This window comes from Vreelandella lionensis (assembly GCF_044543515.1).
GTDB lineage: Bacteria > Pseudomonadota > Gammaproteobacteria > Pseudomonadales > Halomonadaceae > Vreelandella > Vreelandella lionensis.
Genome location: NZ_JBITWC010000003.1, coordinates 125640 through 151163 on the forward strand (window position 1 = coordinate 125640; position 25524 = coordinate 151163).

20 protein-coding genes are annotated in these 25524 nt (G+C 56.6%); 15 read left to right on the top strand and 5 right to left on the bottom strand.

Features of this window, described 5'->3' with window-relative positions:
* Positions 1 to 48 precede the first annotated feature (48 nt).
* From gloB to ACIGG6_RS02735, 6 genes are all read left to right on the top strand, one after another.
* Entirely contained in the window at positions 49 to 816 is a 768-nt protein-coding gene (gene gloB, locus ACIGG6_RS02710) for a hydroxyacylglutathione hydrolase (RefSeq protein ID WP_253503724.1), read from the top strand.
* 30 nt (positions 817 to 846) lie between these two features.
* Positions 847 to 2073: a transglycosylase SLT domain-containing protein gene (locus tag ACIGG6_RS02715; protein ID WP_399841994.1), complete on the top strand. Its 1227-nt coding sequence runs from the start codon at positions 847 to 849 to the stop codon at positions 2071 to 2073.
* 92 nt (positions 2074 to 2165) lie between these two features.
* On the top strand, positions 2166 to 4037 hold the full coding sequence (locus tag ACIGG6_RS02720; protein WP_399841997.1) for an extracellular solute-binding protein: 1872 nt from the start codon (positions 2166 to 2168) through the stop codon (positions 4035 to 4037).
* Positions 4038 to 4117: 80 nt separating this feature from the next.
* Entirely contained in the window at positions 4118 to 5191 is a 1074-nt protein-coding gene (locus ACIGG6_RS02725) for a microcin C ABC transporter permease YejB (RefSeq protein WP_253503714.1), read from the top strand.
* A 1-nt stretch (position 5192) separates the two neighbouring features.
* Positions 5193 to 6281 carry an ABC transporter permease gene (locus ACIGG6_RS02730; protein WP_399842000.1) on the top strand — a complete coding sequence of 363 codons (1089 nt, stop codon included), beginning with the start codon at positions 5193 to 5195 and terminating at the stop codon, positions 6279 to 6281.
* Positions 6274 to 7866, top strand: coding sequence for an ABC transporter ATP-binding protein (locus ACIGG6_RS02735; protein WP_399842003.1), 1593 nt, complete (start codon positions 6274 to 6276; stop codon positions 7864 to 7866). Before ACIGG6_RS02730 ends, ACIGG6_RS02735 begins: the two co-directional genes overlap by 8 nt.
* Before the next feature lie 154 nt (positions 7867 to 8020).
* On the opposite strand, the gene ACIGG6_RS02740 is transcribed toward ACIGG6_RS02735, so the two are convergent.
* Together ACIGG6_RS02740 and ACIGG6_RS02745 are read right to left on the bottom strand one after the other, a co-directional pair.
* Entirely contained in the window at positions 8021 to 8725 is a 705-nt protein-coding gene (locus tag ACIGG6_RS02740) for a pseudouridine synthase (RefSeq protein WP_399842005.1), read from the bottom strand.
* Positions 8725 to 9540 carry an amidohydrolase gene (locus tag ACIGG6_RS02745; RefSeq protein ID WP_399842007.1) on the bottom strand — a complete coding sequence of 272 codons (816 nt, stop codon included), beginning with the start codon at positions 9538 to 9540 and terminating at the stop codon, positions 8725 to 8727. Before ACIGG6_RS02745 ends, ACIGG6_RS02740 begins: the two co-directional genes overlap by 1 nt.
* A gap of 72 nt (positions 9541 to 9612) precedes the next feature.
* Between ACIGG6_RS02745 and rarD the strand changes: the two genes are divergently transcribed.
* The gene (rarD, locus tag ACIGG6_RS02750; protein WP_287147937.1) at positions 9613 to 10518 is read left to right on the top strand and encodes an EamA family transporter RarD; all 906 of its coding nucleotides are present in this window, start codon (positions 9613 to 9615) and stop codon (positions 10516 to 10518) included.
* On the opposite strand, the gene ACIGG6_RS02755 is transcribed toward rarD, so the two are convergent.
* Entirely contained in the window at positions 10492 to 12147 is a 1656-nt protein-coding gene (locus ACIGG6_RS02755) for a methyl-accepting chemotaxis protein (protein ID WP_399842010.1), read from the bottom strand. The genes rarD and ACIGG6_RS02755 overlap by 27 nt on opposite strands.
* Positions 12148 to 12389: 242 nt before the next feature.
* Between ACIGG6_RS02755 and ACIGG6_RS02760 the strand changes: the two genes are divergently transcribed.
* From ACIGG6_RS02760 to ACIGG6_RS02795, 8 genes are all read left to right on the top strand, one after another.
* On the top strand, positions 12390 to 14093 hold the full coding sequence (locus tag ACIGG6_RS02760) for a SulP family inorganic anion transporter (protein ID WP_399842012.1): 1704 nt from the start codon (positions 12390 to 12392) through the stop codon (positions 14091 to 14093).
* 235 nt (positions 14094 to 14328) lie between these two features.
* Positions 14329 to 15489: a TAXI family TRAP transporter solute-binding subunit gene (locus ACIGG6_RS02765; RefSeq protein ID WP_399842015.1), complete on the top strand. Its 1161-nt coding sequence runs from the start codon at positions 14329 to 14331 to the stop codon at positions 15487 to 15489.
* A 50-nt stretch (positions 15490 to 15539) separates the two neighbouring features.
* Complete coding sequence (locus ACIGG6_RS02770; RefSeq protein WP_399842016.1) at positions 15540 to 17546, top strand: TRAP transporter permease; 2007 nt, start codon at positions 15540 to 15542, stop codon at positions 17544 to 17546.
* Between the two features lie 20 nt (positions 17547 to 17566).
* The gene (locus tag ACIGG6_RS02775; protein WP_399842019.1) at positions 17567 to 18712 is read left to right on the top strand and encodes a TAXI family TRAP transporter solute-binding subunit; all 1146 of its coding nucleotides are present in this window, start codon (positions 17567 to 17569) and stop codon (positions 18710 to 18712) included.
* Between the two features lie 185 nt (positions 18713 to 18897).
* Positions 18898 to 20334 carry an enoyl-CoA hydratase/isomerase family protein gene (locus ACIGG6_RS02780; protein WP_399842021.1) on the top strand — a complete coding sequence of 479 codons (1437 nt, stop codon included), beginning with the start codon at positions 18898 to 18900 and terminating at the stop codon, positions 20332 to 20334.
* Complete coding sequence (locus ACIGG6_RS02785) at positions 20331 to 21524, top strand: acyl-CoA dehydrogenase family protein (RefSeq protein ID WP_399842024.1); 1194 nt, start codon at positions 20331 to 20333, stop codon at positions 21522 to 21524. The genes ACIGG6_RS02780 and ACIGG6_RS02785 overlap by 4 nt, the downstream gene beginning before the upstream one ends.
* A 10-nt stretch (positions 21525 to 21534) precedes the next feature.
* The gene (locus tag ACIGG6_RS02790; protein ID WP_339882173.1) at positions 21535 to 22653 is read left to right on the top strand and encodes an acyl-CoA dehydrogenase family protein; all 1119 of its coding nucleotides are present in this window, start codon (positions 21535 to 21537) and stop codon (positions 22651 to 22653) included.
* Positions 22654 to 22663: 10 nt separating this feature from the next.
* Positions 22664 to 23443, top strand: coding sequence for an enoyl-CoA hydratase/isomerase family protein (locus tag ACIGG6_RS02795; RefSeq protein ID WP_399842025.1), 780 nt, complete (start codon positions 22664 to 22666; stop codon positions 23441 to 23443).
* On the opposite strand, the gene ACIGG6_RS02800 is transcribed toward ACIGG6_RS02795, so the two are convergent.
* Positions 23425 to 24384, bottom strand: coding sequence for an NAD(P)H-dependent flavin oxidoreductase (locus ACIGG6_RS02800; RefSeq protein ID WP_399842026.1), 960 nt, complete (start codon positions 24382 to 24384; stop codon positions 23425 to 23427). The genes ACIGG6_RS02795 and ACIGG6_RS02800 overlap by 19 nt on opposite strands.
* Positions 24385 to 24595: 211 nt before the next feature.
* Positions 24596 to 25522 carry an electron transfer flavoprotein subunit alpha/FixB family protein gene (locus ACIGG6_RS02805; protein WP_399842028.1) on the bottom strand — a complete coding sequence of 309 codons (927 nt, stop codon included), beginning with the start codon at positions 25520 to 25522 and terminating at the stop codon, positions 24596 to 24598.
* Positions 25523 to 25524: the final 2 nt, after the last annotated feature.

Here is a 25524-nt window from a genome sequence, read left to right on the forward strand (position 1 = left end):
GCGCTTTTTTTGAATTTTCCGCATTTTAGAATTTAAAGGATCTCGCCCATGATGAGCGTGACACCGATTCCCGCCCTAAGCGACAACTATATTTGGCTAATAAGACAGGATACCAGTCAAAGTGTTTGCGTGGTGGACCCCGGTGAAGCCGCGCCTGTCATCGAGTTCCTCGAGCGTGAATCGCTCACTCTGGATACCATTCTGATTACTCATCATCATCAGGACCACACTGGTGGACTAGATGCGCTAACCAAGCGCTATTCACCCCGTGTGATTGGTCCTGACAACCCCAGCATCAAAGGAATTGATGAGCGAGTGGGCGAAGGGGACCAAGTACGCATTATGGGGCGCCTGTTTGAAGTTATGGCCACTCCTGGCCATACGCTTGATCACATTAGCTACTTTACGCCGGGTATTCCTGCCCTGCTTTTCTGCGGCGACACGCTATTTTGCGCCGGTTGCGGACGCTTGTTTGAAGGCACCCCAGAGCAGATGTTTACTTCATTGAACCGCTTTGCGGAACTACCTGAAGATACCCTGGTCTTTGCAGCACATGAATACACGCAGGCGAACCTGACGTTTGCACGTGCTGCCGACCCTGATAATGATGCTGTTACGCATGCACTGCAGGAGTGTGAGAAGGCACGGATGTTAGACCGGCCTACTTTACCCAGCACGATAGGACGCGAGCTGAAAATCAACCCCTACCTGCGCGTGGGCACCGATAGCGTGCGCCAAGCGGCAGGCTCTCAGGGGGCAAACGATGATGACCTCGCCACGTTCACCACTCTACGGGAGTGGAAGAACCGTTTTTAAGAACGCTATCGAATAGAAACGAACCAAACTATGACCTATCGAACGATTCGCCAGCGCTTACTGTTAAGCGCTGGCAGTACCGTAATAATGGGCCTTTTTCTGGCCGCAGCGGCAAACTCTCAAGCCTCTGCCACTGACACAAACCGCACCTATACCACTGTTAATGACGCATCGATGGACGATGGCAACCAGAAAAATGCCAATCGTTTTCAGCCTACTGCGTTGCATCACCACTTCTGGGAAGCCCTTGTGCTTGAACCCCAGGATGCCTGGAGCTCACTACGCTCAAGCTTCCAATGGCAGGAAAAAAACTTGCCTGCCGATGCTCAGGCTAGAGTCGATGAGTGGATTGAGTACTACCGCTCCAGCCCGCATAACATCGCGGCTATTACCGAGCGCGCCACCCCTTGGCTTGCCTGGATTGCGCAGCAGGTCAGCGACCGCGGTCTGCCCGGCGAAATTGCCCTGATTCCTTTCGTTGAAAGCTCGTTCGACCCCAGTGCGCGCAGTCACTTAGGTGCTGCTGGCCTGTGGCAGTTTATGCCGGGCACCGGCGATGCCTTAGGGCTGGTGCGTAACGGCAACTATGATGGCCGTTTGGATGTTGTGACTTCGACAGAAGCCGCACTGGATTATCTAGAGATGCAGGCAGATCAGTGGTACGAAGGCGACCTGATGCTATCACTGGCGGCCTACAATGCTGGCGCTGGCACCGTGAACCGGGCTCAGCGCCAAGCACAGAGCCAAGGGTTGGATGGCAAATACTGGGATCTTTCCCTCCCCCACGAAACCATGCAGTACGTACCTAAGCTCAAGGCAATTGCGACGATTATTAATGATCCCGAGAAATACGGTGTCAGCCTGCCGGATATCCACCCAGACCCCGCGTTTGCGAAAGTTCAATTGGAACAGCCGGTGAGCTTAGCCCAAGCCTCCCAGCTATTAGATGTCAGCCAGTCCGCGCTGGCCGAGCTAAATCCTGGCCTGCTGAATGGCAGCCTCGACCCACGCAGTGCACAGACGCTTCTAGTGCCTGAAGAAGTTGATACTCAGGTATTAGCTCAGCTTTCGCAGTCAGACGATGCTGTGCTTGCCTCGGCCAGCACGCCTTCCGTGCATCGCGTTGAAAGAGGCGATAATCTTTCTGCTATCGCCGCGCAGTATAATCTTGATCAGCAAGACTTAATCAGGTGGAATGCTATAGATCGTCCGGAAGCACTGCAGCCAGGACAGCTGCTGTCGCTCTCTGGTCGTTAACACTCTCTGGCTACTAACGCATCAGATCAGTAGTTTAGAATTAAGGCTTTGCAAGGTGTTCACCTAGGTTTTGTTACTACAGGAAGTTGCCAATGCCACGTGGTGTGATGTTCACTAAAACGCTTTTGCTAATAAGCGGCTTGCTGCTGAGTGTGTCGCTATCTGCTTCAGATGAGGCCGTTGACACCACCACTACTCCTGTTGAAACGGTGCATGGGCTATCGCTTTACGATAGCCCGGAATTGCCGGAAGATTTCGCCTACTTTCCCCACGTTAATCCGCAAGCTCCTAAAGGCGGCTCCATTACACACACCGCCGTAGGCGGTAGCTTCGATTCCACCAATCCTTTTATTATTCGCGGAACGCCCGCCACCGGCATTTCTCAAATTTATGACACGCTGATGGCCAGCAACCCCAATGAGCCGTTTAGCCTTTATGGCTTACTAGCGAAAGGCGTGCGCCTGGATCCTGAGCGCCGCTGGATTGAGTTCGACCTACGTGAGGAAGCCCGCTTTCAGGATGGCGAGCCGGTCACTGCCTACGACGTAGTATTCTCCTTTGACTTGCTACGTGAAGAGGGTAACCCCTTCTATGCCAGCTATTATGCGGGCGTTGAGCAAGTCATCGCTATAAACGAACATCAGGTACGCTTCGAGTTCAACGATACCGAGTCTCGGGAGCTGCCGCTGATTGTGGCCCAGCTACCCATTTTGCCCCGCCACTACTGGGAACCCCGCGACTTTAGCGCGCCTACCCTGGCGGCCCACCCTGGCTCTGGCCCCTACCGGATTAGCGAAGTGGACCCAGGGCGACGCATTGTGTACCAGCGCAACGAGAACTACTGGGGCAAAGATCTGCCGGTCAACGTCGGCCGTTACAACATCGACCGTGTGGTATACGAATACTATCGAGACCGGGATATCGCCTGGGAGGCGTTTAAAGCCGGGTTAACAGATTTCCGTATTGATGCCCGCGCAGCCACCTGGGCCATTGGCTACAACTTTCCCGCCTACCAAGATGGTTTAATTAAGCGCATCACCGTTCCTGATGTAAACCCGTCGATGATGCAGGCGTTTGTCTTCAACCTCCGCGAAGAGAAATTTCAAGACCCACGGGTGCGTGAAGCCTTGAGCCTGACGTTCGACTTCCCCTGGTTAAACACCAATATTTTCTATAACACCTACGCTCGCACGGAGAGCTTCTTCCAAAACTCGGAAATGGAAGCCATCGGCGAACCCTCCGAGGCTGAACTGGCGTTGCTCGAACCGTTTCGTGATGAGCTGCTGGCATCTCATCAGTCAGAGCGGCTTTTCACTGATCCACTCCCCATTGAGCATCCGGTGGAGCTTCGTGAACGCTTAAGGCTAGCGCTTGAGCTTCTGCGTGAAGCGGGTTACCGCGTCGATGATGGCGTACTGGTTAATGCCGAAGGCCGCCCACTCTCGCTGGAGGTACTGCTTTACGACTCCGGCTTAGAGCGCGTTGTGCAGCCCATGCTGCGGAACATGGCGCGCTTGGGTATCCAGACTTCCCTACGCATTGTCGATATCAACCAGTACCTTAACCGCGTACGGGATTATGACTACCACATAGTGATCAGCCACTTCCCGCAATCCAATAACCCCGGTAACGAACAGCGGGACTACTGGACCAGCGCCGCCGCCGAAGCGCCGCAAAGCCGCAATCGGATGGCACTGGCCCACCCCGCCGTTGATGCCCTGGTGGAAGAGATCATTCGGGCAGAAGACCGCGAGTCGCTGGATACCGCTACCCGCGCCCTTGATAGGGTGCTGCGCTGGGGCTTTTATGTGATCCCCCACTACCACTCCGGCGAGACACGCATTGCAGTATGGGATAAGTTTGGTTACCCGGAACCATTTCCCGCCTACGCCATGGATTTAGATGCCTGGTGGGTAGATAGCGAACGTGAAGCAGCGCTGCAGCAACGTAATCGTCGCCGCTAGCGTTTGTCGTTGCGGCTGACCTTCGTTTATCACAATCGCTCACAACAATAGCCTGTTTACATCATTTCGTGGAGTGCACTGTGGCACGTTATACCCTACGCCGACTGCTACTAATGATCCCGACCCTGTTCGGAATCATGCTGCTTAACTTCATGATTGTGCAAGCCGCCCCCGGCGGGCCGATTGACCAAATGCTGGCGCGTTTTGAAGGCGCTAACGCCATGGCCAGCACACGGCTGGATATGGGCGGTGCCGATGTACAGGTCAACGATGACTCCCGCGGGGCGCGCGGTATCGACCCGCGCTTTATCGAACAGTTGGAGCAGCAGTTTGGCTTTGATAAGCCTGCCCATGAACGCTTCATCGGCATGATGGCGGACTATCTCACCTTCGATTTCGGCACCAGCTTTTTTAGAGACAGGCCGGTGATTGACCTGATGATCGAGCGGCTGCCGGTGTCGATCTCCCTCGGTTTATGGACCACCCTGCTGGTCTATTTGATTTCCATTCCGTTAGGCATTCGTAAAGCCCTGCGCCACGGTTCACGCTTCGACGTATGGACATCGGGGCTGGTCATTGTCGGCTACGCGATTCCTGGTTTTCTGTTCGCCATTCTACTGATCGTACTGTTTGCTGGCGGCACCTACCTGGATTGGTTCCCGCTGCGCGGGCTGACCTCGCCGGATTTTGCCGAGCTATCCGCTTGGGGCAAAGTGAAAGACTACTTCTGGCACATCACCCTGCCGGTTATCGCGGCGGCCATTGGCAGCTTCGCCACCCTCACCATGCTAACCAAAAATAGCTTTCTGGATGAAATCCATAAGCAGTATGTACTCACTGCCCGAGCCAAAGGCGCCGATGAGCAGCGCGTGCTGTATGGGCACGTCTTTCGCAATGCCATGCTAATTATTATCGCGGGCCTGCCCTCGGCAATGATCGGTATTTTCTTTACCGGCGCGCTGCTGATCGAGGTGATTTTCTCCCTGGATGGGCTGGGCCTGCTGGGCTTTGAAGCGGTCATGCAGCGTGACTACCCGGTGATCTTCGGTACGCTGTTTCTCTATACCGTCATCGGGCTGCTGCTCAAACTGATCTCGGACTTAACCTATGTGTGGGTTGATCCGCGTATCGATTTCGCGTCGAGGGAGTCTTGATATGCACGCCATTACCCCACGCCTCTCACCGATCACTTTGCGCCGACTGGCAGCGTTTAAAGCTAACCGCCGTGCTCGTATCTCGCTGTGGCTCTTTGGCATCTTATTTATCATCAGCCTGTTTGCCGAGCTGATCGCCAACGACAAACCGATTGTGATGCAGTATGACGGCCAGTGGTACGTGCCACTGCTGGTGGATTATCCAGAAACCGAGTTCGGAGGTTTCCTCCCTACCCGTGCCGATTACCTGGACCCGTTTATTCAGCAACAGATCAGCGACCACGGCTGGGCGCTCTGGCCGATCATTCCGTTCTCCTATCAAACCCTGGATATGCAGATGACGCAACCCTCGCCTGCGCCGCCGGATAGCCGCCACTGGCTGGGCACCGACGACCAGGGCCGCGATGTGCTGTCGCGAGTCATCTACGGTTTTAGGCTTTCCGTGGCGTTTGCGTTAGTGCTAACCGCTGGATCGTTAGTGATTGGCGTTTTTGCTGGTGGTATACAGGGCTACTTCGGCGGCAAGGTGGATCTCATTGGCCAGCGAGTCACTGAAATTTGGTCGGGGCTGCCGGTACTTTTTTTATTGATTATTTTGGCCAGCTTTGTACAGCCTGGCTTCTGGTGGCTGCTGGGTATCATGCTGCTTTTCTCCTGGCTGGGGCTAGTGGATATTGTGCGCGCCGAGTTTTTGCGGGCCCGCAACCTGGAGTACGTTCGCGCCGCCAAAGCCATGGGGCTTCCTTCACGGCTGATTATGTGGCGGCACGTACTGCCTAATGCCATGGTCGCCACGCTGACGTTTATTCCCTTTCTGTTCACTGGCGCCATCGGCACGTTAACCGCACTGGACTTCCTCGGCTTTGGGTTGCCACCGGGCGCTCCATCGCTGGGTGAGCTAGCCGCCCAGGGCAAAAATAACCTGCACGCCCCCTGGTTAGGGATCACCGCCTTTATGACCCTGGCGATCATGCTTTCCCTGCTGGTATTTATTGGCGAAGGCCTGCGTGATGCCTTCGACCCACGCCACGTTAAACCGCGGCCACTCTCTGTCCAGGAAACCACTTCCCAGGAAACGTCCCATGTCTGAGCCCATTGCCAAACCGCTACTGCAACTTAAAGAGCTAATGGTGTCTTTTGATGGCAATGTGGTCGTGGACGCCCTCTCGCTCTCGATTCACGCTGGCGAAACGCTGGCCATTGTCGGGGAGTCCGGCTCGGGTAAGTCGGTTTCCGCACTAGGGGCCATCGACCTACTGCCAAGCAATGCGGAAGTGCGCGGTCAGCGCTGGCTGGAAGAGACCGACCTGACGCGGCTAAGCAAGCGCGACTGGAACGGCATTCGTGGCAATCGTGTTGGGTTCATTTTTCAGGAGCCGATGACCTCGCTTAACCCGCTGCACCGCATTGGCAAACAGATTAGCGAAACGCTGCGGCTACACCAAGGCTTGAGCGGTCAAGCAGCCCGCCGCCGGGCAAAAACACTGCTTGAACAAGTCAAACTACCCCGTCCTGAAGAGCTACTGGATGCCTGGCCCCACCAACTCTCCGGCGGGCAGCGCCAGCGGGTGATGATTGCCATGGCCATTGCCAACAACCCAGCGCTACTGATTGCCGATGAGCCCACCACCGCACTCGATGTCACCGTGCAGCAGGAGATTCTCGCGCTGCTTAAAGAGCTGCGCGACCAGCACGGCATGGGCGTACTGCTGATTAGTCATGACTTAAACCTGGTACGCCGCCATGCCGATCGTGTCTGCGTGATGTATCAGGGCAAGGTTCAGGAAACCGGCCACGTTGCTGAAGTGTTTAGCAACCCACAAAGCGATTACACCAAGGCGCTGATTGCCGCCGAGCCCGAAGGCCGCCCCGCTGAGCCAGTGAATACCACACCGTTACTGACGGCTCAGCAGCTACGGGTCAGTTTTAAGCGCCCTAAGACAGGTCTGTTTCAGCGGCAACCGCCGGCGTTTGAGGCGTTAAAAGCCACCAACTTGACCATCGCTCCAGGGGAAACGCTGGGCATAGTCGGTGAATCAGGTTCCGGTAAAACGACGTTGGCATCAGCGATTATGCGCTTGGTGACTAGCCAAGGTGAGGTTCAGTTGGGTGATGCTGCGCTCAGCCAGCTCTCGGGTGACGCGCTGCGCCGCCAACGCCATCGTCTGCAGATGGTGTTTCAGGACCCCTACGGTGCCCTTTCACCGCGGATGCCGGTATTCGATATTGTCAGTGAAGGCTTGCGCTTTCACTATCCAAAGCTTAGCGATGCGGAAGTGGCCGAACGGGTACACCGCACCTTGTGGGAAGTCGGCTTACCGGAAAGCTGTGCGGCCCGCTACCCTCACGAGTTTTCCGGCGGACAGCGCCAACGCATTGCCGTAGCCCGAGCGATTATTTTAGAGCCGGAACTGCTGGTGCTAGATGAACCCACGTCCGCCCTTGACCGCACCGTGCAAAAGCAGCTGGTTGTGCTGCTGCGCGAACTGCAAGCCCGCCGCCAGCTTAGCTATCTGTTTATCAGCCACGACCTTGCCGTGGTACGGGCGATGGCGCATCGGGTCATGGTGCTAAAAGATGGCGAAGTGGTCGAACAAGGCAACTGCTTGGACGTACTTGCTGCCCCTCAACACGCCTATACCAAAGCACTCATCGAAGCTGCGCACTTGCACTAAGTGCCTGCTTAACTTTTCGTTTAAGCAATTTTCCGGATGTTCTGCTGCCTTTAGTCGAAACAAGATAACGGTATAAAATATAGTGTTTTTACACAACCGAGATGCCGCAATGGGCATCTAGCCCAATCGCGGCATCTCAACGGAAAAAGGTCGCTTAAAAGCTGGCGATCTCTTCCGGGGTAAGCTCCCGCCATTCACCAGGAGCTAGGTCATCGGGCAGTACTACATCGCCAATCGAGCGACGATGCAGCGCGTTAACATGGTTACCTAAAGCAGCAAACATGCGCTTCACCTGATGGTAGCGCCCTTCGGTAATGGTGAGCTCCGCTTGTTGCGGGGTGATAAAACGCAGCGTGGCGGGCTGGGTAGGCGTTTCTTCACCTTCCAGTAAGATACCCTCAGCCACCTGTTCTATCGCCTGCTGGGCGGCCTCGCCTTCCATCGGCTCAGCCAACTCCGCTATATAGACTTTGGCACAGCGGTGGCGTGGCGAGGTAACTCGGTGCGACCATTTGCCATCATCGGTCAGTAACAGTAGGCCCGTGGTATCCACATCTAGCCGCCCTACTGGCTGCAGCCGCTCCACTTTAGGTAAGTCGATAATGTCGATTACCCGCGGGTAGAGACCCCGGCGAGCGGTACACTCCACATCCACCGGTTTATGCATCATCACGTAGCGAAGCCCCACTAAGGCGAGCCGTTCGCCGTTGAGCTTCACTTCGTCATTTTCAGTATCTACCTGGGTGGCCGCCTGCTTGATCGGTTCGCCATTGAGCGTCACTTCACCATTTTTAAGCGCACGTTTTGCTAGGCTGCGAGTTAGCGGCGTGGTCTCACTTAAAAAACGATCAAGGCGCATTATTGCCCCACTCCTGGCAGCAACGAAAAGCGGTCGGCATCTTGCCAAGCAGGAAATTTTTCACGAAAGGCATCTAGGTCCGTTTTATCTAGCGTCCCCGTTTCAATAAACGGAGTATGGGCAGTATGGTCGATCAGCGGTTCGCCTTTAAAATCGACCAGCATGGAGTCGCCACTATAGGCCAGCCCCTTGGCATCTTCACCCACGCGGTTAACACCCACCACGTAGGCGAGGTTTTCCACCGCGCGCGCCTGTAGCAAGGTACGCCACGGATGCCGCCGAGGAGCGGGCCAATTAGCCACGCACAGGATGGCATCATACTCGAAATGCTCGCCCTTTGCTGGCTGCTGGCGCATCCACACGGGGAAACGCAGGTCGTAACACACACTAAGCTGCAGCTTAAAACCGTTGAGTTCTACGATGTGGCGCTGCTTGCCCATGCCATAGCGTTCATGCTCCCCGGCCATGCGAAACAGGTGGCGTTTGTCGTAGTAGCTCACTTCTCCCGTTGGCGTTGCCCACACCATACGGTTGTAGTACTGGCCGTCGTCAACAATGGCGACGCTGCCGGTCACCACGCAGCCCCTTGCCTTCGCCTGGGTTTGCAGCCAGGCAACGCTTTGGCTCTCTTTCATGGGCTGCGCCATTTCCCGGGAGTTCATCGTGAAACCGGTGGCAAACATCTCTGGCAGTACAATCAGGTCAGTGTCGCGACTATCTAAATCACCCAGCAGTGCTTCTAAATGCGTGTGGTTGGCTTGGGGATCTTCCCAGCGTAAGTCGCACTGCACCAGGCTAGTTTTTAATTGACTCATGCCGCGTCTCCTTTGCATCGGTGTCTTTATCAATTGTGTGCTAGATTAGCATTTTTACTTAATGAGGCTGCTATGCTTCCATCCGCTCCTCGGGACCCTGAAGCGGTCAAAGGCGTCATGTTTGGCTTAACCGCCTACACCATGTGGGGTTGTTTCCCGCTGTTTTTTGCCCTCTTTGACGGAATTCCGGCCTTTGAGATATTGATTCACCGCATTTTGTGGTCGTGCCTATTCCTGGTGGGGCTGATTAGCGTGCTGGGCCGCTGGCCACCGGTCGTGGCTGCATTGGTGCAGCCTAAGCGCTTGGGCCGAGTGTTAGCCTGCGCGCTGCTGATCGCCTTTAACTGGGGCATCTATATCTATGCGGTGGAGAGCAAACAGGTGCTGCAAGCCAGTTTAGGCTACTTTCTCACCCCGTTGGTGAATGTAGCACTGGGCATGCTAGTACTTCGGGAAGTCATGGCGAAGCTACAGCTTGTGGCGCTGGGCCTCGCCAGCCTTGCCATTGCGATTCAATTTATCATGCTGGGTGAATTACCGTGGCTTAGCTTGCTGCTTGCCCTTAGCTTCGGCAGCTATGGGCTGTTTCGTAAGCAAGTGCCACTGGATGGACTGTCAGGCCTCTTCGTGGAAACGCTGCTGCTATTCCCGCTGGCGCTAATGGCGCTTACCTGGATGAGCTGGCAGGGCGAGTCACATTTCCTCCACGATGCGCCCATGTCCGCGCTGTTAGTCGTGAGCGGAGTCTTAACTGCCCTGCCGTTGATGGCCTTTGCAGGCGCGGCGCGTCGCTTACGCTTGGCCACGCTGGGGTTCTTAATGTATATCAACCCCAGCATTCAGTTCCTAATTGCCTTGACGATTTTCGGTGAGCCCCTGGGCATGATCCAACTCGCTACGTTCTTGATGATCTGGACCGGTCTTGCGCTCTACTCCTGGTCCTCATGGCAATCACGCCCGCGTCAAGCGGCGGTTTGACGAAGCAGTCGGTAACGCTGGCTGCTCTTTATGAGCCACACTGGTTGCGGTGTTTTTTTCCGGCTGGTAGCCAACACGGAAACCGCCCCAGTGCTTGCCATTAATATAAATCGGCACTGAGAGGTCGTGCATGATCTCGCCAGTATCACGCTTGTAGGTTTGCAGTAGCAGCGGTTTCTCGTGGGCACCGCAGCGACTACCGGTAGGATCGTCGAAAATACGCTTGCTGCGGCAATACTTCAGATCGTGATCATAATCGCCGGTTGGCGCGCGGCTTACCGCAGCATTGTGGGTAGGCACGTAGCCGTTACGGTCACAAGCAATGGCGTAGCTCAAGCCATATTCGTTGAGTAACGGCTCCTGAAGGCTGGGTAACTGCTGATCCGTGAAAGAATCGAACCCGGTATGGTAAAGCGGAGGTCGAGTGCCGTTAATAGCCGCATAATCTGGTTGGAACAGCGCTCTTTCTGATAGCTCCCCTCGGGCAATGGCTTTCTCAAACAGTTTACCGATGCGGTCAGCGGTTTGGCGGGCGGCTAGGAAAACCGTTTGGTGCCGACCCATTAAGCGCTGCTGAGCTAGCTCGCCATCTACACCCTCTGCGGCATCCATCAGTGCGCGCGCCTGTAGCGCTAATTCATGCATATTACGATTGCCTTCATCGACATCGTCTTCCAATTGGCGCAGGCTGTCGGCAACGGTTTGGCTGTGCTCTTTGGTGCTGTTCATAGCGTCAGCAACGCTGGTTATCTCCTGCTGAACTTGATCAAACTCTTCGGTAATTGTAGCTAGGCTACTGCCCACCCGCTGCATGCCCTGAGAGCGCTCGCGAACGCGGGTCATTAAGTCTCCCATAGTAGCCACCACGCTTTGCCCACTTTGGTGCATGTCTTTGACCAGTGCATCGACACTTTGCGTCGCGTTGGAGGTTTTCAAAGCGAGGTTACGCACTTCTCCTGCGACCACAGCAAAGCCCCTGCCATGCTCACCTGCTCGAGCGGCTTCAATGGAGGCATTCAGTGAAAGCAGATGGGTCTGTTCGGCAATGCCTTCAATCATCGAGGTGACGCTGCGCACACGCTCAATTTTATCGTTGAGTGCAGTCAGCATATCCAGCGCTTGGTTAGAGCGCTCAGCCACATCGGTCATATCATGGATGATAGCGGTCAGTTCATCGTGATTATGATGGCTAGCTTGCTGAGCATTATCGGCAAGGGCAGCCACCTGGGTAGCACTGGCACTGACCTGCATAATGGCAGCATTGATAGCGCTCATACTGGAGGATGCTTCGCTGGCCATAGTCTCCTGTTTGCCCAGCCGCTGAGCCATCAAGTCAGCGTAATGGGACACTTCCGCCGAGGCAATGGCCGTGCTACTGGCACGATTCATTAACCGGTAAGCCATAGCGCGCAGCGAGCCATAGTCTCTCAGGGGTTTTAGCCCGCGCACCGATTGCTTCAATCGGTGCTGATCAGCGCTATAAACACTATATAACCCGACAGCCATCACCCCCATACCACCCAATGAAGCGCACAACACAGCGAGGTATTTCCAAGCACCTGGCTGAGACACTAGCCCGATAGAGGCTATCAGTAGTAGCAATGGCACCAGCCAACGAAGTAGTCGCATGTGAGGCACTCTTTTTTTAGTTGACGTTGTTGAGTTGGAAAGCGCTGCGATGTAGGAGACCTCTCTTTCTCAGTAATCTTAACGGGTTATGCTAATGAAAGAAGTAGCACTTTGGGGGAAGAGCGATGTGTATTGCTGGCAAGGAAACGGCAAATGCCGTAATTATCGTTATAACGCGCTAAACTATTGCCCTTATTTTCAATGCTGCCCTTATGCACACTCGGCCTAAGCCATAGGAGCTTATGTTTAAGCGCTATTTGCCTATTTTTACCTGGCTGCCCCACTACCATAAGCGTTTGCTTGGAGCCGACCTTCTGGCGGGCTTGATTGTGACCGTTATGGTCATACCTCAATCGCTAGCTTATGCCTTGCTTGCGGGATTGCCAGCCGTGGTAGGCCTCTATGCGAGTATTCTGCCGCAACTGCTGTATACCTTTCTTGGCACCAGCCGCACTCTGGCGGTAGGGCCAGTCGCCATCATCGCGCTGATGACCGGGGCCGCGCTATCCTCGGTGGCCGCGACTGGTACCCCCGAGTACCTGCAGGCTGCGCTGGTGCTCTCGCTGCTCTCAGGGGGCATCTTGGTGGCCATGGGCGCGCTGAAGATGGGTTTTTTCAGCAACTTTTTAAGCCACCCGGTTATTTCGGGCTTTTTGACCGCCTCGGGAATTTTGATTGCCGTTAGCCAGTTAGGCAGCCTGTTGGGCGTTTCAAGCAGTGGCTTCACCCTGGTAGAGCGCCTGATGACGCTGCTACCTAATCTACCCACCTTCAATCCTTACACGGTTGTAATTGGCGGTGGAACGCTGCTGTTTCTGGTGCTGATGCGCCGTTACGGCAAACAAAGTTTGATAAAGATCGGCCTCCCCGCAGCACTCGCTGATCTAATGACCAAAGCAGGGCCCGTCTTTGCGGTAGTGGTCACCACGTTGGCTGCGTGGCACTGGCAGTTGGCTTACGAACAGGGAGTCGCCGTGGTCGGCACTATTCCCAGCGGCCTGCCCGCCCTCAGCTTTCCCTGGGGGGATGCATCGTTATGGCGAGCACTATTAATACCCGCCATGTTGATTAGCCTAGTGGGGTTTGTCGAGTCGGTCTCTATGGGGCAAATGCTTGCGGCAAAACGGCGCCAGCGTATCTCCCCCAACCAGGAGCTGATTGGCTTAGGGGCCGCCAACTTAGCGGCAGGGTTTACCAGTGGCATGCCTGTCACCGGCGGCTTATCTCGCACCGTCATCAACTACGATGCGGGCGCACAAACGCCTGCTGCTGGGGCCTTTGCCGCGCTCGGCATTGCACTTGTGACCATGGCATTTACCGGCTGGCTCTACTATCTGCCCATTGCCACTCTGGCGGCCACCATCACGGTGTCTATTTTGACGCTGGTGGATATCCCCATACTGCGCCAAACCTGGCGCTACTCTCGCAGCGATTTTGCCGCCATGGCGGTCACGATTCTATTAACGCTGGTGGAAGGCATTGAAGCGGGCATTATTGGCGGGGTGACGCTCTCTATTGCGCTCTTTTTATACCGCACCAGCCGCCCTCACAGTGCGTTAGTGGGCCGAGTGCCGGATACCGAGCACTTTCGTAATGTAGAGCGGCATGATGTGGAGACGGTGAGCAACGCAGCCCTACTGCGCATCGATGAGAGCCTCTACTTCGCCAATGCCCGTTATCTCGAAGACACCGTCTACAACTTGGTGGCCAGCCGCCCAGAGCTTGAGCATGTCGTGCTGATCTGTTCAGCGGTCAACCTGATTGATGCCTCTGCCTTGGAGAGTCTGGATGCCATCAATGCTCGCTTGAAGGATTCCGACGTCAAACTGCACCTGTCAGAGGTGAAAGGCCCGGTGATGGACCAGTTGAAAAAAAGTGACTTCCTGGATGCGTTAACCGGGCGGGTATTTTTAAGCACCTACGCTGCATGGCGGCAATTCTCTTAGCTTAGGAACGCATAAACCACTGAAAAGCCAGGCAACCGCCTGGCTTTTTTTGTGGGCCTAATGACTATTTTTGACTGCCCACTAGAACAGCGTTGACAGCCTCTCTGGCCTTACCTACTATCACCTGACCACTTAGCAAAACCAAATACCGCATAGCAAAACACAAAGTAACTAAACGTAACGAACTTAAAAGTAACAATCACAATAGAAGCAACCACAATAAAGGAGCATCTCAATGCGTCCGTTTGCTCACCGCCTACTCATCGCCGCACTTCCCCTTTCTTTATTGAGTGCATCAATCAGCCATGCCAGCGAGGTAGAACTCCCTGGCACCATGGCCTGGACCGCCTACGGCACCAACTCTAGCGGTTACGCCCAAGCCGTTGCGATTGGCAATATGCTGCAGAATAAGTACGACTCTTCTGTGCGCATCCTGCCTGGCGACAACGATGTCTCGCGCATGACTCCACTGAAACAAGGCCGTGTGGATCTTTGCGCCTGCGGTATTGCCAGCTACTACGGCGCGGAAGGCGTAATGATGTTCGCTGACCGCGACTGGGGCCCACAGCCACTGCGGGTCATTACTACCTCTACTGCCTCATTTGGGCTTTCACTGGCCGTAGCGGGAGATCTAGGCGTTGAAACCCCAGCTGACTTGGCAGGCAAGCGCATTGCCTATATCCGCGGTGACGACGCCCTGAACAAAGGTACCGAAGCCTATCTCGCCTTTGGTGGGTTAACGTGGGATGACGTCGAGCGGGTTGATTACCCCGGCTATGGTCGTTCATTCGACGGCATTATCGCTGGCGATGTAGATGCCTCTTTTACCACTACCGTAACCCCGCCCGCCCAGCAGTTAGCGAGCAGCCCACGGGGTATCAGTTGGCCGGTCTTGGACCCCAACGATGAAGCAGGCTGGGAGCGGATGGCGGCAGTTGCTCCCTACTTCCGCCCCCACGAAGTGACCGCCGGCGCAGGTGACATTAGCGCTGAAAACCCGGTTCCCAGTGCCAGCTACCCCTACCCGATTGTGGTCGCCAATCAAGACCTAGCGGATAACGTCGCTTACGGCTTGATCAAAGCGATGCAAGAAAATTTCGATGACTATAAAGATAATGCGCCAGGTGCATCGGGTTACGCATTGGAACAACAGGATCTTCAGTGGGTAGTTCCGTTCCACGATGCGGTGGTGGAGTACTACAAAGAGATCGATGTATGGACCGAGGCAATGCAGTCGCACCAGGACAAACTCGTCGAGCGCCAGAACGTGCTGATGAGTGCCTGGGAGAGCTTTATGCAGGGCGCACCCAGCGATGATGAAGCTTTCACTACTGAATGGATGGAAGCCCGTGCCACTGCACTGAGCGATGCTGGCTTCGAACCGATCTTCGAGTAATACGCCACGGGGCGGCGCCCGCCGCCCCTGCTGATTGACGGATGTCCCCCATGACTACAGATACCTCGCCTGCCAATAATAAGCAGGTTAAAGAAAAGATTAGCCAAATTCGTGAGTTACCTTCCGCGTTACGCTGGGTGCCAGCCACCGTCACTGTCATATTGATGTTGATGACACTGGATTACCTATTTAATTTAGGGTTACTCACTTTTGTCACGGGGCTAGAGACGCAGTTCTATTACGCCGTGGTCGCGTTATTGCTGCCGCTAGTGTTCTTGCTCTGGCCCATGCGCGACAGCCAGCAAGAGCAGCCTATTCCCTGGTATGACTATCTGCTCAGCGCGGCCACCCTGCTCGTTGGCGGTTACTTTGTCTATAACGCCGTGCCCATCCTGGAGCGTGGCTGGGCATTTTCTGCCCCGGAATTGGCTATTTATGCCAGCTACGCCTATTGGGTGCTGATTATCGAAGCCGCACGCCGGGCAGGTGGTTTACCAATTGCGATCATTGCCGGCTTATTTTCTCTTTACCCGCTGGTGGCAGATATAGTTCCCGGTCCTATCCAGGCGTTCCCTTCCACCCTGGAACAGACCGCTATGTACCATACGATGAGCACCGAGAGCATCATGGGCGTGCCCCTGCAGGCTTTTGCAGGCTTGGTCATTGGCTTTCTGGTATTTGGCGTGGTGCTGCAGAAAAGTGGTGGCGGCAAGTTTTTCATTAATCTCGCCTTTGCGCTGCTAGGTCATGTACGCGGCGGCCCCGCCAAGGTAGCAATTTTCTCCAGTGGGCTGATGGGGTCGATGAGCGGCAGCGTCATTAGTAACGTATTGACTACCGGTGTTTTATCTATCCCCGCCATGCGTCGTATCGGCATGAGCCGTTCCTTTGCGGGCGGTGTGGAAGCCTGTGCTTCTACCGGGGGTGTATTGATGCCCCCCGTGATGGGTGCCACCGCCTTCGTCATGGCAATGTTTCTGGACATTCCCTACTCTGCGGTTGCGCTAGCAGCGGTGATTCCCTCCATTCTCTATTTCCTAGGCCTGTTCATTCAAATCGACGCCTATGCAGCGCGCAATGACATCAAAGGCCTGCCCGCTATTGAGCTGCCGTCGATCAAGCAAACACTTAAAGAAGGCTGGTACTTCATCTTTGTCTTCGGCCTGCTGGTGTGGATGCTGCTGGTCATGCAGCGCGAAGCAGTGGCCCCCTTCTATGCCACCGCTCTGCTGCTGGTGCTCAACCAGCTCTCCAAACACAACCGTTGGGGCTGGAAAGACGTCACCGAGACGCTGTCATCTGCGGCCAAGCTGTTTGCTGAGCTTATCGCCATTCTGGCGGGCGTGGGTATGTTGGTAGGCGCGCTCTCCATGACCGGCCTGTCGGGCACCATTGCCAACGACTTTATCAATATCGCCGGCGGCAGCGTGCCATTGCTGCTAATTATGGGCGCGGTCACCAGCTTTGTGTTGGGCATTGGCATGACCGTTACCGCGGCCTATATCTTCCTGGCGGTGGCGCTCGCCCCTGCGCTGATTCAAGGCGGCGGTCTGGACCCCATGGCGGTGCATATGTTCATCCTCTACTGGGGCATGCTCAGCTTTATCACGCCACCCGTGGCACTGGGTGCCTTTGCCGCCGCCACCGTGGCCGGTGCCCGTCCTATGGAAACCGGCCTGCAGGCCATGCGCCTAGGCAGCGTGATTTACTTTATCCCCTTCCTATTCGTACTGAACCCCGCGCTAATCATGCAGGGCGAACCATGGATGATCATTGCCGTGTTTATCCAAGCGGTCATCGGCATCATCCTGTTTGCCTCCGCGATGCAAGGCTACCTGATGGGCGTGGGTCGTTTAGGTTACGGCGCGCTGCAGGAAATCGTGATTCGTGCGCTGGTACTGATCGCGGGGCTACTGCTCGCCCTACCGGGCGGCGGCATGGTACCGCTAAGCCAGTGGGAGTTGATTGGTTTAGCCGCCGTGGCGCTGCTACCCGCCGTGGTGCTTGCCCGCCTTAGCCAGCGCCATCACCAGCGTTCGCTCACTGCCAACGCTTAATGCCACCCTCGAGGATTCTTATGAGCACAAAAACAAATCTCACCCTCGTACTCGGTAGTTTAACAGCAGGCCTGCTGGCGGCTGGCAGCGCCAGCGCCATGCCTAGCACGCTGAACTGGACCGCGTATGGCACCGGCACCAGTGGCCATGCGCAGATTATGGCCATCAGCCAGCTGCTACAAGAGGAGCACGGCACTCAGTCCCGCGTCATCCCGGGTGAAAACGACACCATGCGCATGACACCGCTGAAAACGGGACGCGTGGATCTCTGCGCCTGCGGCATTGCCAGCTACTACGGCTCTGAAGGCGTGATGATGTTCGCCGGGCCGGACTGGGGCCCGCAGCCCATTCGGGTGATTTCTACCTCCATGGCCAGCTTTGGGTTAGGTATGGCCGTGGCAGGCGACGTAGAGATGGATTCCATCGCCGATCTGGAAGGTAAACGTCTAGCCTACCTGCGCGGCGACGACGCCCTGAACAAAGCCGCTGAAGCCTACCTAGCTTTCGCGGGTTTGACCTGGGATGACGTCGAGCGCGTTGACTTCCCCGGCTACAACGCCGCCTTCGACGGCATTATCAGCGGCCGCGCCGATGCCGCTATTACCACGACGGTTACCCCTGCCGCCCAACGCTTGGCGGCGAGCCCGCGTGGATTGCAGTGGCCGGAGCTACCCACTGAAGACGCCGCAGGTTGGGCACAGATGCTGGAGGTGGCCCCCTACTTCCAACCCCACGACGTCACTTCAGGCGCAGGTATTAACGCTGACCAGCCACTTGCCAGCGCCAGCTACCCCTATCCGATCATGGTGAGCAACGCGGATTTAGCGCCAGAAACCGTCACCGGCTTGATCACCACGCTAGTGGAGTCCTTCGACGACTATAAAGATAACGCCCCAGGGGCTAGCGGCTATGCCCTTGAGAATCAAAACATGACCTGGGTGGTGCCGTTCCACGATGCCGTGGTGGCGTACTACCAAGAAAGCGGTGTATGGACCGATGAAATGGACGCCCACCAAAACGCCCTGGTGGAGCGGCAACAGCTGCTAATGGACACCTGGGAAGCCTATCAAGCCGATGCGCCCGAAGACGAAACGGCGTTTATCGACGGCTGGATGGAAACCCGGCGGGCTGCCTTACAAGAAGCTGGGTTAAACCCCGTTTTTTGATGTTGCTTCAATCACGACGGAAATCATTACCTAAGGCCGCCTCTGCGCGGCCTTTTGTTTAGCCAACAACGTTCCGCAATGCAGAACGTTGTTTTGCATTATTGACTCCAACGGCGTCTTTCGCCATGATCACCTCATTCCGAATAACAACTTTAAATTTCATATAGCGAAATACGGGAGCCACTATGAGTGTTCACTACCAGCGACATGGCGAGGTCGGCGTCATTAGTATCGCTAACCCGCCCGTCAACGCATTGAGCCAAGCGGTGCGTAGCGGTTTGCTCAGCGCCCTTGAAGAGGGGTTGGCCGACCAGCAGGCCCAAGCACTGGTGGTGATGGCAGAGGGGCGCACTTTTATCGCCGGGGCCGATATACGCGAATTTGGTAAGCCGCCTCAAGCACCGCTGCTACCGGATGTCATTACCCAGCTAGAAGCCTGCCCTAAACCGCTCATCGCATCGCTACACGGCACCGCGCTAGGTGGCGGCTTGGAAGTTGCGCTGGGTTGCCACTATCGAATTGCGCTGGCAGGCACCCGCGTTGGTTTACCGGAAGTGAAGCTTGGCTTACTGCCCGGCGCAGGCGGTACTCAGCGGCTGCCCCGTTTGGTAGGTGTGGAAAGATCCCTAGACATCATCACTAGCGGGCGCTTTGTAGACGCCGCTGAAGCGCAGGATATCGGCATTATCGATGCCATCAGCGATGCCCAAACACCGCTGGAAGCGGGTTTGGCAGCGGCAAAAGAGGTATTAGCGGGACAACAGCAGGCGCGCATCACCGGTCAGTTACCCACTCCAGAGGCCAACTCCCAGGCCATTGATGACATGCGAGAGCAGCTTGAATCCAGCGCACCGGCACTGTTTTCACCGTTTCGCATTGTGGAAGCCGTTGACGCCTGCACCAAAGCAGCATCTCTGGAAGAGGGCTTGCGCCGCGAGCGTGAGCTGTTTCTTGCCTGTATGGACTCCCCGCAGCGCGCAGGGCTGATTCACCTGTTTTTTGCCGCTAGAAATCCCCATGTTGTCCCTGGCGTAGACAATGCTGAGCCCTTTGCGCAGATCGCCCTTATCGGTAAACACCCGCTTTTTGAGACGCTTCATAGCGCCGCCCAGCGCGCCAGCATAACGCTTACCGATACCCCAAACGATAGCACTGAGCTGTGCCTGCTAGCCCCTGGCGAAGATGCCAGCGCCTGCCCTTCTCAAGCGGTCACCGTAGCGCTGCAGTTACTTACCGCAAATGCCTCAACATCACCTCTCAGCCTAGTGCTTGCCGAGCGCGGCCCCTTCCATGAATTGGTCAATCACAGTGCCAGCGCGACCGACCAGCAGCGGGCTGCCTTAACACTCAAAGCGCTGCGGGCAAATGTCGTGGTAACTCAATCTCAAAGCGTATTGAGCACGCTTTATAACGCCGCAAAGCAAGCGCCCGACAACGACGCTCAGTCAGCCATGGAGCAGGCGAGCCTGACGCTAGCACAGCAAGGCGCCTGCTACCGCGAGAGCGATATTGATTTGCTGGCAGTGGAAGCGCTGGACTACCCACGCCATTTGGGCGGGCCGCACCGCCAAGCCACTCTGAAATACACTTTATCGACGCCTTCCGAGGATGCACACTCATGAACCTGACGTTTAGCCCCGAAGAGCAGGCATTCCGCGAGGAAGTCCGCCGATTTTTAGCCGATGCACTGCCGAGCGACATCCGTGATCGTGTGCGCCTTGGGCGGCATCTGCGCGCCGATGACCACATCCGCTGGCAGAATATTCTCAGCGATCAAGGGTGGCTTGCCGCCAACTGGCCTGTTGAGCACGGCGGTCCAGGCTGGTGCCCGGTGCAGCGACATATCTTCGATGAAGAGTGTGCCGCCGCCCACGCCCCTACGGTGGTGCCCTTTGGCGTCAATATGGTCGCGCCAGTGATCATGAAATTTGGCAGTGTGGAGCAACAACAGCACTACCTGCCGCGGATTCTTAATAACCAGGACTGGTGGTGCCAGGGCTACTCCGAGCCGGGTGCTGGCTCGGATTTGGCGGGCTTATCCACCCGCGCCGTGCTCAATGGCGACCACTACATCGTCAACGGGCAGAAAACCTGGACCACCCTAGGCCAGCACGCCAATATGATGTTCTGTTTGGTGCGCACCGACCCCCACGCTAAAAAGCAGGCGGGTATCAGCTTTTTGCTGATCGATATGCAGACCCCCGGCATTACCGTACGGCCGATTATCACCCTCGACGGTGCTCATGAAGTCAACGAAGTGTTTCTCGATAATGTGCGCGTGCCGGTAGAAAACCGCGTGGGTGAAGAGGGCCAAGGCTGGACCTGCGCCAAATTCTTGCTTACCCACGAGCGCACCGGCATTGCCGGGCTTGGCCACGCCAAGCAGGCACTGCGCCACTTGAAGTCCCTCGCCTCCCGTATGCAGCATCGCGGCAAGCCGCTTTTATCGCTCCCCAGCTTTCGCCAGCGTGTGGTCAAAGCCGAGCTTGAGCTGATGGCGCTGGAAGTGACCAACCTGCGCGTGATTGCCGCAGCGCGGGATGGCGGAGTGCCGGGTGCAGAAAGCTCGCTGCTAAAAGTACGCGGCTCTGAACTGCGCCAAGAGATTAGTGAGCTTACCCGCCGTGCGCTTGGGCCTGCTGCCCTGCCATTCCTCCCCGAGTTTCTCCATGGTGATGCGTCGCTAGATGACGAATACGCCCAAGGCGCTGCCGCCAGCGCCCAGTATTTTAATCGTCGCAAGCTGTCGATTTATGGCGGTGCCAACGAGATTCAAAAAAGCATCGTCGCTAAAACCATTTTAGGTATGTAAGGGGGTCACCATGGATTTTGCACTCACCGACGAGCAGCGCATGCTCGAAGAGACACTGACACGCTTAGTGGCCGATCAGGTAACGCCCGAGCAGCGCCGCGCTATGCTGGAAGCCCCAGCACAAGGTGCCAGCCCACTCTGGAGAACGTTCGCAGAATTAGGTCTGCTGCATATGCCGTTTAGCGAAGACGTAGGCGGGCTAGGCGGCGATGGCACCGATGTAATGATTATTATGCAGGCCTTGGGGCGCGGCTTGGTGCCGGAAGCGTACCTGTTTGGGTTAGTTATGCCCGGGCAGCTGCTGGCGCTATGCGCCAACTCAGCACAGCAGGAGCGCTGGCTGGCCCCGTTGTTGGAAGGTGAACACCAGCTCTCCTTGGCTTGGCAAGAACACAACGCCCGCTATGACGCGTTCGACATTTCGACCCAAGCGAGCCAACACGATGGCCAGTGGCAGCTTAACGGCCGCAAAGATGTAGTGATGAATCTAGGCAGTGCCGCCGCCACGCTGGTGACCGCCCAACTGCCTACCGGCAAGCTAGGCGTGTTTATCGTCCCTGCCAATACGCAAGGCGTCACCTTACAGACCTATCGCACGATGGATGACCAACCCGCCGGTGACCTAACGTTGAACAGCGTGACTCTGCCGCTAGAGAACTGCCTAAGCGAAGACGCCAGTGACGCACTGGCAGAGGTGCTGGCCCTGGGCCGCGCCGCGCTGTGTGCCGAGGCCATTGGTGCGATGGAAACTGCCTGCGACCAAACCCTCGCCTATTTAAAAGAGCGCAAGCAGTTTGGCCTACCGCTAGCCACGTTCCAGTCACTGCAGCACCGCATGGTGGACATGCACCTCCACCTAGAACAGTCGCGCTCCATGGCAATTCTCGCCGCCACCAGCCTCTCGCTGCCTGCTGACGAGCGGGACTATAAAATCGCCGCGGCCAAGGCTTACTGCGGCGAGTCTGCGCGCTTTATTGCGGAACAGGCCATTCAGCTTCATGGCGGCATGGGTATGACCGAAGAGTGCTACGTGGCCCACTACGCCAAACATCTGGTGATGTTTGATCACTACCTGGGCGACAGCGACTATCACCTTGAGACGGTGAGCGAACAGCTCAATGCCGCCTAAGGAGCAGCTCATGCACAGTGAAGAAACGTCACTTGTACGCGTTGAGACTACCGAGGGCGGTATCGCCGAAGTGACCATTGCGCGCCCTGCGGTGCGCAATGCCCTCAACGAGCCCACGGCCCTGGCGCTCAATGACGCATTAGCGACCGTGGCGACCGACCCGCAGGTGCGTTGCGTGATTCTCAGCGGTGAAGGTAGCGCTTTTTGTGCCGGTGCTGATTTAGCGGAATTCGAAAAGGCCTCCACCCAGCCTGCCAGCGAGCGGCTGGCAACGCTTTTTTTGCCTGCGCTGCGCAGCATGATGACGATGGAAAAGCCCGTAATCGCCGCGGTGAGCGGCGCTGCCGCAGGGATTGGTGTGTCCTACGTGCTGGCCAGCGATATGGTGGTGATGGGCCGCTCGGCTTACCTAAAACTGGCCTTTATCAATATTGGCTTGATTCCCGACGGCGGAGCTTGCTGGCATTTGGTACGCAAGCTTGGCCACGCCCAAGCTTTTGAGATGGCGGCACTGGCTACACCCATCGACGCCGAGCGATGTGTGGCGCTGGGCCTAGCCAACCGAGCAGTGGAAGATGATCAGGTGTTAGCGGAAGCACGAGCGCTGGCACAGGCCCTGGTGGCTCAGTCACCTCAAGCGCTGGGAGCAACGAAACAGGCCATGCGACAGGCAGCGAACCTGTCGCTTGACGACACGCTAACGCTTGAAGGCGCACTGCAGGATGAGTGTAAAGCCACCGAGGATTTTCATTCCCGCGTGGCTGCTTTTCGTCAGCGCCGTCGCAGCTGATCCAGTGCTTGCTGATAATCCGCATGCAGCGTGGCTACTTCATCGGCCACGCTGTTCAGTGTGGTAATGCCCCCCACTCCCTGCCCGGCACCCCAAATATCTCGCCACGCTTTTGCCTTGCTGCTGCCGCCTGACCCATAGCGCATGGCGCTTTTGTCGCCCTCTGGCAGTGCCTCTGGGTCAAGCCCGGCCAGCTCGATGCTTTGGCGCAGGTAGTTTCCGTGCACGCCAGTAAATAGGTTGGTATAGACGATATCCCCCGCAGCGGCTTCCAATACCATCTGCTTGTACGCTGGCTGAGCATTGGCCTCCTGGGTGGCAATAAAGCGCGTGCCCATATACACCATGTCCACGCCCAGCGCCTGAGCGGCAGCGATCTGCTCGCCTTTGGTTATCGCCCCTGCCAGCACCAGCGGACCATCGTAAAACTGCCTGACCTCCGCCACAAAGGCGAAGGGGTTAAGCCGCCCCGCATGGCCGCCTGCCCCATGGCAGACCAAAATCAGCCCATCCACCCCGGCATCGATGGCTTTTTTAGCGTGCCTGAGTGTAGTCACGTCGTGAAATACCATGCCTCCATAAGCGTGCACTTGCTCGACCACCCGATTGGGCGCATGCAGGCTGGTAATGATCAGTGGCACCTTGAACTCAGCGCATAGCGCCACATCGTGATCCAGACGGTCATTGGAGGGGTGCACGATCTGGTTCACCGCAAACGGTGCGGCGGGCTGCTGCGGGTGCCGGGCGCTGTAGTCGGCCAGCGTCTCGGTAATCTGTTGCAGCCACTCCCGAAGCACTTCCGCAGGCCTAGCGTTCAGCGCCGGAAACGCGCCAATAATCCCCGCCTTACACTGGGCAATGACCAGCTCAGGGCCAGAAACGATAAACATGGGAGAGCCGATAACCGGCAGCGTCATCGAGGCAGTCAGTTGGGTTAGCATGGAAAACTCGCTAGTTATTATTTTGAAGCAATACTGCAAAAGGCCCCACAGGGCCTTTCAATAAGATGTCACACTGCAGTGGTATGGTCGGAACAACCCTACGCGGGGGCGCTGTGAACCCATCCATGGGCGCTACTTTCGCCATCCATGGCGAAAGACCCCCGCTACGGGTTATTCCGACCAAGACGTGGATGCAGGATGCAAGAAGCTTTTACAGCTTGCTTTCCAGCTCCGGCAGGATCTCGAACAGATCTCCCACTAGTCCATAGTCGGCCACCTGGAAGATCGGTGCTTCGTCGTCTTTGTTGATGGCGACGATCACCTTGGAGTCTTTCATGCCCGCCAAGTGCTGGATGGCACCTGAAATACCCACCGCAATGTACAGCTCAGGCGCGACGATCTTACCGGTCTGGCCCACCTGCATGTCGTTGGGCACGAAGCCCGCATCGACCGCCGCACGGGAAGCGCCAATGGCCGCGCCCAGCTTGTCGGCAATGCCGTCCAGCAGTTTGAAGTTCTCGCCGTTGCCCATGCCGCGGCCACCGGAGATGACGACCTTGGCGCCACCGAGTTCCGGGCGGTCGCTTTGCGCCAGCTCTTGTTTGACGAAGCTGGACTGGGCGTTGTCGGCGACGAAGTCCACCGCTTCCGTTGTGGCGCTACCACCGGTACCGACCGCATCGAAACCTGTACTGCGGATGGTGATGACTTTCAGCGCGTCGTCACTTTTGACCGTAGCGATGGCGTTACCGGCATAGATCGGGCGCAGGAAGGTATCGGCGCTTTCGACGCCGAGCACATCCGACAGCTGGCTGACATCTTTCAGGGCCGCCAAGCGTGGCAGGACGTTTTTACCGGTGGTGGAAGCGCTGGCCAGTACGTGGGTGTAATCACCCGCCAGCTCCACCAGCAGCGCGCCCATGGGCTCGGCCAGCTGGTGGGCGTACACGGCGTTGTCCGCCACGCGTACTTTGCTCACGCCGTCGAGTTTGGCGGCCGCCTCGGCAGCCGCTTGGACGCCTTCACCGGCGACCAGCACATCAATATCGCCACCAATGGCCTGGGCCGCCGCCACGACGTGAGCGGTCGCGCCCGCCAACTGACCTTCATGAAGGTCGGCAAGTACCAGAATGCTCATGA

Bases quoted from the DNA above. Each gene is read 5' to 3' on its own strand.
- ACIGG6_RS02805 (WP_399842028.1), bottom strand. From the start codon at position 25,522: ATGAGCATTCTGGTACTTGCCGACCTTCATGAAGGTCAGTTGGCGGGC.
- ACIGG6_RS02800 (WP_399842026.1), bottom strand. From the start codon at position 24,384: ATGCTAACCCAACTGACTGCCTCGATGACGCTGCCGGTTATCGGCTCT.
- ACIGG6_RS02775 (WP_399842019.1), top strand. From the start codon at position 17,567: ATGAGCACAAAAACAAATCTCACCCTCGTACTCGGTAGTTTAACAGCA.
- ACIGG6_RS02770 (WP_399842016.1), top strand. From the start codon at position 15,540: ATGACTACAGATACCTCGCCTGCCAATAATAAGCAGGTTAAAGAAAAG.
- ACIGG6_RS02765 (WP_399842015.1), top strand. From the start codon at position 14,329: ATGCGTCCGTTTGCTCACCGCCTACTCATCGCCGCACTTCCCCTTTCT.
- ACIGG6_RS02795 (WP_399842025.1), top strand. From the start codon at position 22,664: ATGCACAGTGAAGAAACGTCACTTGTACGCGTTGAGACTACCGAGGGC.
- ACIGG6_RS02720 (WP_399841997.1), top strand. From the start codon at position 2,166: ATGCCACGTGGTGTGATGTTCACTAAAACGCTTTTGCTAATAAGCGGC.
- rarD (WP_287147937.1), top strand. From the start codon at position 9,613: ATGCTTCCATCCGCTCCTCGGGACCCTGAAGCGGTCAAAGGCGTCATG.
- ACIGG6_RS02780 (WP_399842021.1), top strand. From the start codon at position 18,898: ATGAGTGTTCACTACCAGCGACATGGCGAGGTCGGCGTCATTAGTATC.
- gloB (WP_253503724.1), top strand. From the start codon at position 49: ATGATGAGCGTGACACCGATTCCCGCCCTAAGCGACAACTATATTTGG.
- ACIGG6_RS02745 (WP_399842007.1), bottom strand. From the start codon at position 9,540: ATGAGTCAATTAAAAACTAGCCTGGTGCAGTGCGACTTACGCTGGGAA.
- ACIGG6_RS02755 (WP_399842010.1), bottom strand. From the start codon at position 12,147: ATGCGACTACTTCGTTGGCTGGTGCCATTGCTACTACTGATAGCCTCT.
- ACIGG6_RS02740 (WP_399842005.1), bottom strand. From the start codon at position 8,725: ATGCGCCTTGATCGTTTTTTAAGTGAGACCACGCCGCTAACTCGCAGC.
- ACIGG6_RS02760 (WP_399842012.1), top strand. From the start codon at position 12,390: ATGTTTAAGCGCTATTTGCCTATTTTTACCTGGCTGCCCCACTACCAT.
- ACIGG6_RS02715 (WP_399841994.1), top strand. From the start codon at position 847: ATGACCTATCGAACGATTCGCCAGCGCTTACTGTTAAGCGCTGGCAGT.
- ACIGG6_RS02735 (WP_399842003.1), top strand. From the start codon at position 6,274: ATGTCTGAGCCCATTGCCAAACCGCTACTGCAACTTAAAGAGCTAATG.
- ACIGG6_RS02785 (WP_399842024.1), top strand. From the start codon at position 20,331: ATGAACCTGACGTTTAGCCCCGAAGAGCAGGCATTCCGCGAGGAAGTC.
- ACIGG6_RS02790 (WP_339882173.1), top strand. From the start codon at position 21,535: ATGGATTTTGCACTCACCGACGAGCAGCGCATGCTCGAAGAGACACTG.
- ACIGG6_RS02730 (WP_399842000.1), top strand. From the start codon at position 5,193: ATGCACGCCATTACCCCACGCCTCTCACCGATCACTTTGCGCCGACTG.